Source organism: Mesorhizobium sp. M0659 (genome assembly GCF_040320605.1).
Taxonomy (GTDB): Bacteria; Pseudomonadota; Alphaproteobacteria; order Rhizobiales; family Rhizobiaceae; genus Mesorhizobium.
Map to the genome: position 1 here is coordinate 13,808 of NZ_JAMYPY010000037.1, position 13,934 is coordinate 27,741.

At 61.5% G+C, this 13,934-nt stretch carries 13 protein-coding genes and 4 pseudogenes; 7 read left to right on the forward strand and 10 right to left on the reverse strand.

All coding sequences use genetic code 11. The features are described from left to right. Nucleotides 1-28: 28 nt before the first annotated feature. Genes NKI31_RS30305 through NKI31_RS30320 form a run of 4 tightly spaced genes read left to right on the forward strand, consistent with a single transcriptional unit; the run spans nucleotide 29 to nucleotide 4,059 of the window. Nucleotides 29-1,090 carry a substrate-binding domain-containing protein gene (locus tag NKI31_RS30305; protein WP_023735717.1) on the forward strand — a complete coding sequence of 354 codons (1,062 nt, stop codon included), beginning with the start codon at nucleotides 29-31 and terminating at the stop codon, nucleotides 1,088-1,090. Nucleotides 1,091-1,125: 35 nt separating this feature from the next. After that, nucleotides 1,126-2,094 carry an ABC transporter permease gene (locus tag NKI31_RS30310; protein ID WP_352653310.1) on the forward strand — a complete coding sequence of 323 codons (969 nt, stop codon included), beginning with the start codon at nucleotides 1,126-1,128 and terminating at the stop codon, nucleotides 2,092-2,094. A 12-nt stretch (nucleotides 2,095-2,106) separates the two neighbouring features. Continuing rightward, complete coding sequence (locus NKI31_RS30315; RefSeq protein ID WP_023818638.1) at nucleotides 2,107-3,306, forward strand: alanine racemase; 1,200 nt, start codon at nucleotides 2,107-2,109, stop codon at nucleotides 3,304-3,306. A 9-nt stretch (nucleotides 3,307-3,315) separates the two neighbouring features. Further along, nucleotides 3,316-4,059 carry an ATP-binding cassette domain-containing protein gene (locus tag NKI31_RS30320; RefSeq protein WP_023686849.1) on the forward strand — a complete coding sequence of 248 codons (744 nt, stop codon included), beginning with the start codon at nucleotides 3,316-3,318 and terminating at the stop codon, nucleotides 4,057-4,059. A 23-nt stretch (nucleotides 4,060-4,082) separates the two neighbouring features. On the opposite strand, the pseudogene NKI31_RS30325 reads toward NKI31_RS30320, so the two are convergent. Next, a pseudogene (locus NKI31_RS30325) lies at nucleotides 4,083-4,336 on the reverse strand (MBL fold metallo-hydrolase); the annotation flags it as partial. Between NKI31_RS30325 and NKI31_RS30330 the strand changes: the two are divergent. Then, a complete protein-coding gene (locus NKI31_RS30330) occupies nucleotides 4,296-4,460 on the forward strand; it encodes a hypothetical protein (RefSeq protein WP_352627035.1) in 165 nt (54 codons plus the stop codon). The pseudogene NKI31_RS30325 and the gene NKI31_RS30330 overlap by 41 nt on opposite strands. A gap of 16 nt (nucleotides 4,461-4,476) precedes the next feature. After that, nucleotides 4,477-4,601: pseudogene (locus NKI31_RS30335) on the forward strand (aldehyde dehydrogenase family protein); the annotation flags it as partial. A gap of 10 nt (nucleotides 4,602-4,611) precedes the next feature. Here NKI31_RS30335 and NKI31_RS30340 read toward each other — a convergent pair. Further along, nucleotides 4,612-4,887 (reverse strand): annotated as a pseudogene (locus NKI31_RS30340) (GMC oxidoreductase); the annotation flags it as partial. A 150-nt stretch (nucleotides 4,888-5,037) separates the two neighbouring features. Between NKI31_RS30340 and NKI31_RS30345 the strand changes: the two are divergent. Further along, a pseudogene (locus NKI31_RS30345) lies at nucleotides 5,038-5,272 on the forward strand (ABC transporter permease); the annotation flags it as partial. Here the strand turns inward: NKI31_RS30345 and NKI31_RS30350 are convergent. The 8 genes from NKI31_RS30350 to NKI31_RS30385 all read right to left on the reverse strand — a co-directional run bounded on the left by NKI31_RS30350 (nucleotide 5,180) and on the right by NKI31_RS30385 (nucleotide 13,919). After that, nucleotides 5,180-5,650, reverse strand: coding sequence for a transposase (locus NKI31_RS30350; RefSeq protein WP_352653311.1), 471 nt, complete (start codon nucleotides 5,648-5,650; stop codon nucleotides 5,180-5,182). The pseudogene NKI31_RS30345 and the gene NKI31_RS30350 overlap by 93 nt on opposite strands. After that, the gene (locus tag NKI31_RS30355) at nucleotides 5,578-6,192 is read right to left on the reverse strand and encodes a winged helix-turn-helix domain-containing protein (RefSeq protein ID WP_352653312.1); all 615 of its coding nucleotides are present in this window, start codon (nucleotides 6,190-6,192) and stop codon (nucleotides 5,578-5,580) included. The genes NKI31_RS30350 and NKI31_RS30355 overlap by 73 nt, the downstream gene beginning before the upstream one ends. Before the next feature lie 77 nt (nucleotides 6,193-6,269). Beyond that, on the reverse strand, nucleotides 6,270-7,022 hold the full coding sequence (locus tag NKI31_RS30360; protein ID WP_352653313.1) for a GGDEF domain-containing protein: 753 nt from the start codon (nucleotides 7,020-7,022) through the stop codon (nucleotides 6,270-6,272). Between the two features lie 165 nt (nucleotides 7,023-7,187). Then, on the reverse strand, nucleotides 7,188-7,901 hold the full coding sequence (locus NKI31_RS30365; protein ID WP_245261124.1) for a thermonuclease family protein: 714 nt from the start codon (nucleotides 7,899-7,901) through the stop codon (nucleotides 7,188-7,190). A gap of 13 nt (nucleotides 7,902-7,914) precedes the next feature. Then, nucleotides 7,915-9,114 carry an ABC transporter substrate-binding protein gene (locus NKI31_RS30370; protein WP_352653314.1) on the reverse strand — a complete coding sequence of 400 codons (1,200 nt, stop codon included), beginning with the start codon at nucleotides 9,112-9,114 and terminating at the stop codon, nucleotides 7,915-7,917. Between the two features lie 98 nt (nucleotides 9,115-9,212). Next, entirely contained in the window at nucleotides 9,213-9,923 is a 711-nt protein-coding gene (locus NKI31_RS30375) for a lytic transglycosylase domain-containing protein (protein WP_352653315.1), read from the reverse strand. Between the two features lie 81 nt (nucleotides 9,924-10,004). Next, nucleotides 10,005-10,328, reverse strand: a complete 324-nt coding sequence (locus NKI31_RS30380; RefSeq protein ID WP_352653317.1) for a hypothetical protein — start codon at nucleotides 10,326-10,328, stop codon at nucleotides 10,005-10,007. A gap of 72 nt (nucleotides 10,329-10,400) precedes the next feature. Then, nucleotides 10,401-13,919 (reverse strand): SPM autocatalytic domain-containing protein, encoded by a 3,519-nt coding sequence (locus NKI31_RS30385; RefSeq protein ID WP_352653316.1) that lies wholly within the window; start codon nucleotides 13,917-13,919, stop codon nucleotides 10,401-10,403. Nucleotides 13,920-13,934 lie beyond the last annotated feature (15 nt).

The window sequence follows — 13,934 nt, forward strand, 5'->3', positions numbered from 1 at the left end:
CTTCGACAACAAAAAGGGGAATCGGGACATGCGCATAGCATCTGCAATCATAACGACGGTGGCGAGCCTGCTAGCCATGCACGCCTTCGCCGCCGAAGGCGTCACCACAGGACCGAATGGTGAAAAGCCGGTGCCGGCGAGCAGTCTTACGCTGACGCCAGCCGAAGAGCAGCAGATCAAGGACGGCAAGTTCACCGCCGCCCTCGTCTGGCACGAGATGAGCGAATACACCAACGCCGTCAATGCCGGCGCCCATGACGAATTCAAGCGCCTCGGCATCGAGGTGGTGGCGCAGACCGATGCCGGTTTCGACGCCGCGCGACAGAAGGCCGATATCGAGACGGTGATGGCCAAAAAGCCGTCGATCATCCTGTCGCTTCCCGTCGATCCGGCGACTGCAGCTTCGGTCTACGATCCGGCACGACAGGCCGGCGTCAAGCTCGGCTTCGTCGACAATTCCCCGGCCGGCTACAAGCAGGGCAGGGACTATGTCACCATCGTCTCCGACGATCTCTTTCAGATGGGCAACAAGGCCGGCATCGCCATGGCCGAGGCGCTCGGCAAGAAAGGCAAGGTCGGCTACATCTTCCACGATGCCGACTTCTACGTCACCAACCAGCGCGACCAGGCCTTCAAGAAGACCATCGAGCAGGACTATCCCGATATGAAGATCGAGGCCGAGGCCGGCATGGCCGACCCGGCGCGCAGCGAAGACATCGCCCAGGCGATGATCACCCAGCATCCGGACCTGGACGGCATCTATGTCACCTGGGCCGAACCGGCGCTGAGCGTGCTTTCGGCCTTGCGCGGTGCCGGCAACACGCACACCAAGATTGTCACGCTCGACCTCAATGAGCCTGCCGCGCTCGACATGGTCAAGGGCGGCAACATCGCGGCCCTCGTCGCCGACGAGGCCTACAGCATTGGCGTGACGCTGGCGCGCGCCTCGGCAGGTTCTCTGGTCGGCAAGAAGGCCGAACCATTCTATGCCGTAGATTCCATCGCCGTCACCAAGGACACGGTGAAGGACGGTTGGAAGAAGTCCCTCAACAGGGACGTACCGGCGGCTATCGCGGACGCGGTGAAATAGGCTCGAGGCGAAGCGCTCACCACCGGAGGAATAAAATGTCCAGTGCCAACACCAGCGCCGGTAGCAGCTTCGCCAGCCGCTTCAATCTGCAGCAATATGTCGTCTACCTCGGTTTCCTGGCGATCTTCCTGTTCTTCGCCATTGTGCTGAGGGACAGCGGCTTCCTCACCGTCCGAAACTTAGCGAACATCGTGTTGCAGACGACGCCGGTGACGATCATGGCCATCGGCCTGGTCTTCGTCATGTCGGCCGGCGAAATAGATTTGTCGATCGGCTCGATCGTGGCGGTGGCGGCCCTTGCAGCCGCCGTCACCATCAACGCGTACGGCATGCCGGCAGGGATAGTCGCCGGCCTCGGCGCCGGCCTGCTGATCGGCGTCATCAACGGCGTGCTGGTGGCGTATGTCAGGCTGCCCTCCTTCCTGGTGACGCTGGCGACGCTCGGCCTGTTCGCCGGCGTTTCGCGTTCGATGACAGACCTTCGCTCGATCTCGGTGACCAACGAAGCGTTCACCGGCTTCTTCGGTTCCGGCTCGCTGCTCGGTGTCCCCTCACTCGTCTGGTGGTCGGTGATTGCCGTGGCCATCGGCCACCTGGTGTTCCGCGAAACCCGTTTCGGCGCGCATGTGCTGGCGACCGGCGACAATGCCCGCGCCGCAAGCGTATCGGGCATCAGCGTGCCCAGGATCAGGCTCGCCGTGCTGACCATCAGCGGCGGGCTCGCCGGTCTTGCCGGCTTGCTCTATGCCGGTCGCCTGCAGGCGGCGAAATATACTCTCGGCGAAACCGACCTGATGACGGTCATCGCCGCCGTCATCGTCGGCGGCACGCTGCTCAATGGCGGCAAGGGCTCCGTGGTCGGCGCGCTGGTCGGCTCGTTGATGATGGGCATGCTCAACAACGGCCTGATCCTGATGGGCCTGTCGGTCTCCGACCAGATGATCGTGCGCGGCCTCATCATCCTGACCGCAGTCGCCGTGTCGCTGCGGGAAAAGAACCGCTGAAGGAAGCCATCCATGTTTCTCGACATTTTGCGCCGCCGCAACCCCGCCTTCATCGAATCAGCTATCCGGTTGCACCAGCAAGGTAAGCTGCCGGCCAATGCTTATGTGCTCGATCTCGACACGGTTGAGGCCAATGCGCGGGTTCTCAAGAGCGAGGCCAACCGCAACGGCCTGAAGATCTTCGCCATGACCAAGCAGGTCGGCCGCTCCTCGTCGTTCTGCCGGGCTGTGATGCGCGGCGGCATTGACCGCGCGGTCGCCGTCGACATGGCTTGCGCCCGCGCCACCCACAAGGCAGGCATGAAGCTTGGCCATCTCGGCCATCTCCAGCAGGTCGCAAAATTCGAAGCGGCGGCTGCGGCGAAAACCTTCAAGCCGGACTACTGGACCGTGTTCAATGATACCAAGGCTGGGGAAGCGGCAACAGGCGCCAAGGCGGCCGGCTATGTGCAGCATCTGCTGGCCCGCATCGCCGCCGAAGGCGATATCTTCTATCGCGGCCATGAAGGCGGTTTCAATGCCGCCGACATTATCGATGTCGCCGACCGGCTGGATGCCGTCGAAGGCGGCCGTTTCGCCGGCATCACCACTTTCCCTGCTCTGCTGTTCGACCATGCTTCGCGAAAAGTGCTGCCGACCCCCAATCTGGCGACGCTCGCGAAAGCTGCGGAAGCGCTGGCTAAGGCAGGCCGCAAGGACATTGAGATCAACGCGCCGGGCACCACGTCGAGCGTTATGCTGGCGGCACTCGCCGAGGCCGGCGCGACGCAGTGCGAGCCCGGCAATGGACTACATGGCACCACCGCGCTGCATGTCATGGAAGATTTGCCGGAGCTGCCGGCGGTGCTCTATCTCGCCGAGGTCTCGCATCTCTCCGGCGGCAAGGCCTATTGCCTTGGCGGCGGCTTCTACATCGATCCGATCTTCCCCGACTACGACGTCAAGGCGATCGTCTCGGCTGAACCGACAACGGCAGGCTCGGCACTGCGCAGCGTCGAGGTGCCGCCGCCCTCGGCGATCGACTATTACGCCATGATCGATGCCGCCGGCGCGAACGCGCCGAAGCCTGGCGACAGCGCCGTGTTCGGCTTCCGTGGCCAGGCCTTCGTCACCCGCGCCCATATTGTCGGCGTGTCGGGCATTTCGACGGACAATCCGAAAGTGGAAACCATCGAGAACGGCTTCGGTGAACCCTATGCCTGGCCAGTCTAGGAGAAACACATGACGGTGAGCGCGCCCATCCTTCAGCTGCACGACATTCGCAAGAATTTCGGCGGCATCACCGCGATCGAGAGTTTTTCGCTCGAGGTTTTCCCGGGCGAGATCGTTGCACTCGTCGGCGACAACGGCGCCGGAAAGTCGACGCTGGTCAAGATCGTCTCGGGGGTCCACCCGCCCTCGTCCGGCACCATCGTCATCGAAGGAAAACCGGTGACGATGTCGAATGCCACCATGGGGCGCGCGCACGGCATCGAGGTCGTCTACCAGGACCTGGCGCTGGCCGACCAGCAGACGGTCTACATGAACATGTTCCTCGGCCGCGAGCCGCTGAACCGCCTCGGTTTGCTCGACCGCCGCCGCATGATCGACGAGACCGAGAAACTGGTGAAGGAACTGGACGTGCGCATCCCCTCCGCCCACGCCACTATCCGCGATCTCTCCGGCGGCCAGCGCCAGGGCGTTGCGATCGCGCGCGCCACGCATTGGGCAAGCAAGCTGATCCTGCTGGATGAGCCGACGGCGGCGCTGGGCGTTGCCGAAACCGCCCGGGTGGAGGCTATCGTCCAGTCGCTGAAGCAGCGCAATGTCGGCATCCTGATCATCAGCCACAGCCTCGACCAGGTCTTCAAGCTCTCCGACCGCATCTGTGTTCTCAGGCGTGGCAAGCAGATTGGAATTCGCGAGACCGCGAAGACCGATAAGAACGAGATCATTGCCATGATCACCGGCCTGCAGCAGCAATAGCAGGAACCTCTCTGAGAGCCCCCGCCCGAGATCCGGATGTTGTCGGCAATCACGCGATCGATCAGCTTGTGCCGCGTGGTGATCGCCATCGGCCCGTCCTGGTCGTAGCTGCCTTGCCACTCCGGATGCGGCGCCAGCAGCGCTGGCACATACATCGTGTCGGCCGAAATCATGCGCTGTTCCTTGCCGGAGTTTGCGAGGTAGACCGAGTGGCCGGGCGTGTGGCCGGCGCAGCGATGATCTGGAAGGCGGGCGCGACTTCGGCGCCGTCATGGATGCTGCTGGAGCTGCTGCGTCTGGTGAAGTTGCCTGCATCGCCTGAATTTCTCCAGGCGTATCCGCACCAGCTTTCTGGCGGCCAGCAGCAGCGCGTTGGCACCGCTATCCCAGTCTCGATTTGATAGGACCTATGCAATGTATGGCGGCGGCGACATCACCGTGCCGCCCGGCGGAGTCAAGCTGTCCGGTTTCGGTCGCGACAAGTCGCTGCATGCGCTGGACAGATACACCGCCTCAAAACAGCCTGGATTTCTCTCGGCTGACCGTTTCTCGCTAAGCGCTGCCGAGGATGAAATCGGCGCAGCGGTCGGCGATCATGATCACCGGCGCGTTGGTGTTGCCGCTGATGAGACGCGGCATGATCGAGGCGTCGCAGATGCGTAGGCGCGGCACGCCGCGCACGCGCAATTGCGGGTCGACCACCGCCTGGTCATCGCTGCCCATCCGGCAGGTGCCGCAGGGGTGATAGACCGTTTTGGCATGTTCGAGGATGTGGTCTGTTATGGATTGATCGGAAAGGTCGGCGGCCCCGCCCGGCGACAGCTCCTCGGCGATCACCGCCTGCCCTACGAAACCCGCTTCGAGGATCTGGAATATCTCACCACCGGTCGCACCGATCTGGTCTCGGCTCTTATCAACAACGCCTACACCTCCATTCCCATTCCTCATTCTTTTGTTTTCCTGCTCGTGCTGGCGGCGGTGAGGTCGTTCTGCACCGTACCGCCTTCGGACGATATCTCTACGCCGTAGGCAAAAATGAAGAGGCCGCGCGGTTTTCCGGAATCCGTACCGGCCGGTTATCATCTGCGCCTATGTGATCTGCGCCGAGCTGACGGCGCTGTCATCCATCTTTCTCGCAATGTACACACGCTCGATCCTGCCAAGCTCGCACGGCAATTTCTACGAGCTCTACGCGATCGCTGCCGCCGTCCTTGAAGAAGTTTCTGCATTCTGCTGGCTCGAACAGGTGGCAGATGTCGCCGAGAGCTTGGCAGAGTGCGTCGAAGGTTCTGGCCGCTTTCTTTCGCAGCCGCGCCTTGAGTTTTGAGTAGGCCATCTCGATCGGATTGAGATCGGGTGAGTATGGCGGCAGGAACAGGAGCCAAGCGCCCCTTTGGCGAACCAGTTGTGCGGCGCGCTCGTTCTTGTGGAAGCCGACATTGTCGAGAATGATGATATCGCCGGGCGACAGTTGGGGAGCAAGCTGTGTTTCGATGTAGTGTTCGAAGATGGCGCCATTCATCGGCGCGTTGACGACGGCGCGACAAGACCGTGGCATCGTAGCCCGGCGATGAAGGTCTGCGTCTGCCATTTGCCGAAGGGCGCATGCGTCCTGAAGCGCTCGCCCTTCGGCGCCCAGCCGGTGCGTTTGGTCAGTTTGGTGTTGGTCGACGTCTCATCGATGAAGATCAGCCGCGCCAAAGCCTTGTTGAAGAAGCGCTTTCGCCGCCCGGTCCACAGCTCACGCGCCTGGCGCACGTCGGCCCGCTGCTGCTCGCTGGCCAGTAGAGTTTTTTTATGACTGAGCCCAAGGCGATGGAGCAGGCGCCCGACATTGGAGCGGTGCACGCTCACACCACGCACCTCCAGTTCGACGCAAAGCTCATCCAGCGTCAGTTCGCCGGTCTCGGCCAATCGCAAACGCACAAACTCGGCATGCGGCTCAAGCTTGCCGCCGCCCACATGGCCCTGCCGGCGCGCTTCAAGCGAACCGGTCTGCCGCCGCAAGTTGATCAGATTGTTCACAAAGCGAGGCGAAACGCGGAAATGGCGCGCTGCCTCGCGGTGACCATGCCCCTCATCGACATACGCAACAACACGCTGACGCAACTCAAGCGGTAGCGGCTTGCCCATCGCGGTCTCCTTTCAACCGCAATGAATCACGAACTCAAACCAAAGGGAATCCTGAATCCCTTAAATCGCGACAGGCTCTAGTTATGGAGGTGCGACAATTGAAATCCAGGCTGGCGTTCGACGCCGGATAACAGCGATTCCGCCGATCGGAACATGTCCTCGAATTCCAACTCGTTTTCAAACACCACGCCGCCGACGCTGATGGTCAGCGTATCCGCGGTTCCTTTTGGCGCGAAATAGGCTTGGGCCACGCGCGCCCGGATACGTTCGCCGATCTCCCTGGCGTCGTCTTCTGTCGCACCGGGCAGAAAGACCCCGAACATGGAGGTTCCGATCCGGCCCACCAGATCTTCCTTGCGTACCGATGACTGGATGGTCGAGGCTATGAGCCGCAAGGCTTCGTCACCCCAGCCAAGGCCGAAGCGCAGATTGATGGACCTGATGTGTTCGGGATGAATGACCAGGAAGGCGCCAGATCTTGGACCAGACGATTTTGGCCTGGTTGCTCTCCTTTCGACCATCGACGTGAAGACCGTCCGGTTGAGGCAGCCTGTCAGGCTGTCAAAGGTCGCCGACTTGTTGAGTTCCCTTCGATAACGGACGAGCTCGGTCCGCTGCAGGCCAATGAACAGCAAAAGCGGGCCACCGACGATGACCGGCAACAGGATCGCTGTGACCATGCTGCGGCCAAACGGCGTCAAGGCTTCCGAGAACAGAAGCAGATAATTTAGGCCAACCGAGAGGAGCAGAATTCCCGCCGAACCCAGGGCAGTCAGCCATGCGATATCTTTCCATTGCCGGGGCGAGCTATTCGCCATTGGTGTCATCATTAGCCAATCTCCCGCCTGATCGGCTGTCATAAGGCCAAGGTGCTGCACTTTCAGTTTCGAGGAAACATACAATTTTAGTAATGGCGCAATCACCTACCATTGGCCCGAAATCAGGCCTTCAAAAGCAAGGCTACGGCGGCAAAAGCAAAGACACCGAATTGTCGGCTATTGTGGCGGGCCGAATATCCCCATCTGCGCGTCTCTGGCCACTGCCTCCGCCTTGCCATAGATGCCACTCGCCAGGGCCGTCGCCCAGCCATTGGAAACAAGCCACGCGCCGACATCCTGCTTGCCCAAGCTGCACGGTGCCGCAATGGCAAAACGATCGACTTCCGGCGGCACGACGCATTTCAGCGCCCGGCCGCGCAGCCAGGAATTGAACGTCGCGCGCGCACGCTGGCCGCAAGGCCAGGCGATGCCACGAAAGGAACAGGTCTCATCCAGGTCAATGCCTTGGATCCCGCTGATGGCTACCTTGCGCCCCATCGATTCGAAGGTTGCCGACGAGGTGGCAACCGGTTGGTACAGCAGGACCTCTTTCCAATCCTTTGGCATCCGCATCCCTGCAGGCGAAGCCAGACCAAGGTCGCTGAGCGGCAGGCGCGGCTCGACCCGTTCGATTTGCGCCGAATCAAGCTGTGGCGGCGCGATAAGGTCCTGAGCAATCTTGCGTGCCCGTCCTCGCCATGGCGTATTGGCGACGGTCGCAATTGGTCGCAGTGGCTGGCTATCGTCGATGGATTGACGCGACGCTGGTATCGGCCGATCGATGGGAAGCAGATCGGCGGCCCGCATGATCAACAAGACCCCGGCCAGGAGGAGCAGGCTTCCGAGCGCTATCAAGCGATTGTGCCTCAGCCAGCCCATCAACTCAAGCAAGGTTCCTTGCCCCTCAATACCCCGATGTCGATTTGGCGACCAGCTTGAGTGCGCCTTTTCGAACCTGGTAGAAGGGCATGGATCGCTCACTGGAGCCATCCGCCCGAAACCGGAACAGGCCGGTCGATCCGCGAAATCCGCTCCGATTTTCGAGCACCTGCTTGCTGAAGCCGTCAGGCCCGGCCGAACTTGCAATTCCTGCTGTCAGGGCGACCATATCATAGGCGTAGGCGACATTGGCGTCGGCTGGATAATTGTAGGTCGTCTTGAAGCGGTCGGCGATCGGGCCGGTTTCGGTTGGGTCGAGCGTGGCGATGTAGGAGCCTTCAAACAGCGGCTCCATCGGATGTTCCAGCCAGCGGTTGGTTCCAACGACGGCAATTGCTTTTCCAGGAATGCCTTTCGTTTTGAGCGCCGCAAGGATCTGCGCCGGATTGTCGTCGCCGCTGGCGATGATGATGGCGTCGGGAGCCTCGACCAGCGAGCCCACATCATCGACCACTTTGGTGCCGCCGTCGCCGGCCGGATACGGAATGGTGACGGCGAGCGTCGCGCCATAGATGCTGAGACTGTTGGCGACCCGCTTTTCAACCACGCCGGCATTCGCGCCCGCCGCAACCAGCAACACGAACTTCTTGCTGCCTTTGGCCGCCAGGCCGGCTGCGCCCGCGGCCGCGCTGTCGGCCTCGTTGAGGCGCACCGCATAGACGCCTGGGCCGCCGGCGAAATTGTCGGCCAACGCCAGCACCGGCGGCCGCTTCGATCCCGACAGCTTGGCTATGTGCTGCGCGGCCGCGAGTTCGACCGGGCCGATGACGATCTTGGTTCCAGTGGTGATCGCCTTCACAGCCAATTCGCTGGCGTGCGCGCTGTCGCCCTTGGTGTCCTCGACCGTGACCGTGAGCAGGACATTTCCAAGGTCGGCCATCGCCAGCTTGGTCGCATCGAGCATCTTCCTGCCGTTTTCGCCGGCGTTGCCCGGGGCCGACAAAGGCAGCAGCATCGTGACCTTCGTCGATCCCGTGCCGAGCGATTGCGTCGCCTGGGCGGGACCGGCAACAGCGCCGGCGGCCGGCGCTCCGGGTGCGGCGATCGCCGCCGGGTCGAGCGCGTCCGAGACGCTGCCCTTCGACTGGCAGCCCGACACTATGCCCGCGAACGCAAAGACGATCGCCCACGTCCACGAACCGTGTCGCTGCCGGCCAGAATCCATGATGCCTCCCTCATATCCCGCCGGGTATTTGTCCCGGTCTCATCCGTTCATCTTACGGCAGACTTGCCTCGCCGTCTTTGCAATTGCTGGATTATGGCTCAGCCGTCGAAAAGTCTTGCCCGAAGCGCCTTGATCATTCTGGCTTGCCCGGCGCTTCGATAGTCCGTGCATTTCATGTATCGCGGGCCCGGCACGAACAGTCGGCGCACACAAATCCGCCTCGCCGGGGCAGGGGCACCATCGTCTCCTGCTGTCGGGAATGCGGAGAATCCGAACGTCGCCACCGGCAATGGCCCGGCCACCGCAAAACCTTCTCTCGCCAGGATTGCACGCGCACGCCGGCAGTAGCGGACCGAAAGTTCGGAGAACCGGGTTTCACCGTGCCCGGCACGATACTTCATGACGGTGGTGCAGAGATCGCCTGCGGCAAGGCTGTTTGCCTGCGCCAGATATCTGACGCCGAGCGCGATGTTGGTCGCCGGCGCGCCAAGCTCGTCGAGCGAGCCACGAAAGCCCAGCATTCGGGCCGTCGCGGGCATTACCTGCATCAACCCGACCTCACCATCGGCGCCGTGCACATCGGGATCGAACCCGCTTTCGATCTCCATCACCGCGTGCGCCAGCACCGGTTCCAAGCCGTAGAGCGATGCCTGGCATGTCGCAAACGCCTTGAATGTCGCGCGAGTCCATTCGGAGGCGGCGTCGCAGCGAACCGGCCGCCGCAAGCCGAACGGTGCGGGTCTCTCCAGGCTAGGTCGTTCCAGCCAGTTGGCGCGGGCTTGCGTGGCAAGCTGGCCAAAACCGGTCAATGCGATCGCTCCGGCGATCGCCCTCGTCAATCGTCCGCCGACCATCGGGTCAGCCAACCGGCACTGCCGGATCCCTTCCGGTCAGTTCATGTACTCGACCATGCGGTCGTGGAAGCATTCGCACTTGTTGAGCGTGTCCTCGTCCTTGTAGTTCGTCTTGAGGTAGCCATAGGCCATCCCGCAGGCGACCTTGGCTTCCGATGCCCAGACGAAGGCAGGACGGGACGAATTGATCCATTCCGAGCTGTTGGCGACGGCCACCGACTCGTCCATCAGCTTCACCACCTCGGCCTTGAGATCGACGATGTTGTCGGTCAGCACCAGGTTCGATGTGCCGACGGTCCGGCAATAGTCGGCCACCGGCCCTTCGATGATGTCGGCGGCCTGAAGTCCTGTCGCGCACATCGACAGCAGCCCGGCCCCGAAGGCCACCCGCAAAATTCTGTTCATGCTCCTCACCCCGTCCCTTTCGCCCCTTTAGGCCACGTCCGTCTTGGTGCCGTGGCTGTCATCGTAGAGTATTTTAACCGCATCGGCGGCGCTGTGGAATGTGTAGTTCTCCAGCACGGCGACCGTATGATAGTTGTCGCCGCCGCCGTCGGTATCGACCTTGACCTCGGCATTGGCCGCATTGGCCGAGGACTGCGCGATCTCCACGAAACCGCCGCCTACGAGATCGGTGACGCCGGCAAGGCCCTTGAGCAAGGAGGAAAGATCGATCTTGTCGCCATCGTGGAAGTCGGCGATCAGGTCGGCGACCTCCAGCGAGCCGATGGCAAAGGTCTTGCTGCCGTCGGAAGCGATGGCCGGCTGCGCCGGGGCGGCGAGCGAAGTGTCGAGCTCGACCTCGACATAGTTGCCGGTCGTCCCGTCGGCCATCTGGAAGGTTCCGTTGCCGGTCACGGTCTGCCCATCGATTTCGCCGACAGCGGAGGTCGTTGTCGTGCTGATCGAAGTAATATCGTTATGGGCGAGGTTCGACAACTCCCCGGCGTCGCTTATGCCGTTGGCGTTGGCGTCTTTCCAGATCAGCAGGCTGTCGAATGCCGCGTCGCTGTGGTCGATGACGCCGTCATGGTTGCTGTCGAGCGAGGCAAGTGCCGCCGCGCCGCTGGCGAAGTTCCGGCCGCCGAAGCTCGGCGTGAACAGCTCGGTGCCGTCGTCGACCTTGCCGTCATGGTTGAGGTCGATGGCCAGCATGCCATCGTTCGACGTGTTCCAGGCCACCTGGTCCTTCGTTCCGTCGCCGTTGATGTCGAACTGGACACCGTGGTTGAGGTCGCTGAAGGCGAAGCCGTCATGGTTGAGATCGAGGATGATGGGATCCACGGCACCATTCGTGATGAGCGTATTGAGGTTGGTAATGTTGGTGATGCCCGTCAACTGAACCAATGTGCCACCCGCGTTGGTGGTGGTCTGCTCATAGACATAGGTATTCCCGTTGCCAACGAAGGCCACGGTCGTGCCAGCGCCGCCAATGTCATTCGCCATCAGATATTGAACTGCTGCGGCCACGCCGCCGGCTGTGTTGAGGCTCAGCGCATTTGCGTAAGTGTCTGCGTCATCGAAGGTGATGATGCCGTTCGCGCTGATTGCGTCCGACTTGATCGTTTGCCCGCCGAACGTCAAGGCCGAGTCGGTGCCGTCGAAGCCGCTGATCGCGATGGCTGCAATAGGGGCGACACCGAAGTCGAGCTTGTCCGCCGTTCCGCCAAAGCCCCAGTCGATGATGGTGTCATAGCCTGAGATCGTGCCGGCATTACCCGACCCACCGATGACAGGCGTCGAGTCGCCAGCTCCAAACACGAAGGTATCGGCGCCAGCACCGCCTGTCAGCGTGTCAGCGTTCGCGCCACCGACAAGGGTGTCATTGCCGCCGCCACCGATAAGGGTGTCAACGCCGCTGCCGCCATACAACTGGTCTGCTCCCGAGCCACCATTGAGAGTGTCATCTCCGCGCCCTCCGGCCAAAAGGTTCGACTGACCATCAAGACCGGTAAGCGTATCATTGCCATCAAGGCCGAAGAGGTTGTGGATCACGGAGGTGGCAATGAGAGCATCGCCACTGTTCGTTCCTTCCAACGTCGCTGGATCAGGTGTCAAACTTGCATTGACGGTGGCGGAAATCGGGTCGCCATCACCATCGGTGCCAATGACGGGAATGGCAACGTTGAACGGCGAGGCCTCGTCGGTTGTCGTGAACTGGGCCGGACCAAGTTTGAAGTTATCGCTTTGCGATGTCGCAGGATTGTCCACTCCAGTGAATTCGATAGCACTGAATGCATCAGTCGTAGCAACAACCTTGATGATGTCGCCTTCTTCCAACCCGGTAACCGTTGCAATTCCGCCAGCATACGTGACAAGCGGCGTAAGTGAGCCGCCGGCGTTGGTGACAAAAACCACGATACCCGCAGCCGTCGTATCACCAGCGTCACCAAAGAACGCGGTGTCACCGTCCGCGTTCACCCCGCGGATAGTCATAATCGGCTCCTTGTTGGTCTTTGTTATACTTGTAGTGAAGCTTGATGCCTCGTAGTATCCGCCAAATATTTTCGACGAACCATCCGTCGAGGCGTTTTTGACGAAGTCAAAGCGAACGGTTTCTCCTCCGGCGATACTTTGCCCGCTGCCTACGCCGAAGTTACCTGTAGAGGTATTTACCGTGTTCGAACCGTTCGCGGTTACGAGAAGATCCTGGGTCCCAGGGAAATTGAATGCGATTACCTGGTTATTGCCCCCTGATGGCGCAACGCTGGCAGTGTTCAGAGGATTTCCGGCGTAGAGCGTTCCTGCCGGAGTGAACGACCAGGTGCCGTTAAGCGGGTCCAACGTTGCTGTGAACGCCAGATCATTACCATTGGCAAGTGATGTCCGTCCTTCAATCGTATGCGGGTTCACGACGTGGTAAAGTACCTGCTCTCCGTTGAAGAATATGTTCTGGCCGGTAAGGTCAGTCACGGGTGACAACTCGGTCACGTTGAAAACGACATCTCCAACGCCATCGGCGCCGGCCGCGTTAGCGAAATTCAGATTGCCAACAACTGCGGACACGTGCGCCACATCTTCAGCAAAGATCGTATCCGGAGTGAACGGCAGCGGAGCGTCGTCCAGAACCGTCAGATTGACCGAGCCGGAAACATGATCACCGCTGGTGTCGGTGGCCACCACCTGAAGCCCGTTGATGGTGACGTTGCCCGAGCCGGCAAGATGCTGGAGCTGGTCGGTCAGTGTCGCGGTAACGACGGGTGTCAACGAACTGTTGGCGCCGGCGTGCGTGTTTGACAGCGCCAGATAGACGAATGCGCCGAGGTTCACGCTGCCGGCCGTTTGTATCAGACTGCCGACGAGTTGGTTGCCGACGAGCGCCCAGCTGATTGTGTATCCAGAGGCTAGGCCAGAAACAGTCGGCGCCACCCAGTTTGGATCGCCGGTCGGGTTGGCGAATGCAACATCAATGGCTTCGCCGGTCGTGGTGAAGGTGATGCCGCTGATTGCTTGCGCCGTCTCGCCGCGGCTGCCTGGGTTGGTGCCGGTCACGGCCCCGGCTTGGAGATCCGCAGGCGCCGAAGCATCGAGCGTGGTGTCGAGCGCGGCTTCGTTCAATGTCAACGATGCAGTCCCGCCACCCGATGGAACGGTGTTGGTCTGCACATTCAGGGTCACCGTGGCCGTCGAAGTGTCGCCGTCACCGTCCTTGATCGTGTAGGTGAAAGAGTCCGAGCCGACATAGATGCCCGTCGGCGTGTAGGTGAACGTTCCATCGTTGTTGTAGGTGACGGTGCCGTGAGCACCGTTGGTGGCGGTCACCTGGCCGCTGACCGGATTGTTGTCGGTGTCGACGCCGTCGGCTCCGAATTTGTCGTTGGCGAGCAGGTCGATGAGAACTGTGGGGCCTGTAACCGTGGATGCCCAGGTATCGTTCGCAGCCGTAGGCAGGTCGTCGTCGATGACCACGGTGAAGGAGGTGGTTCCGGTTGAGCCGTCGGCGTCGGTCACCGTGGCGGTGACCGT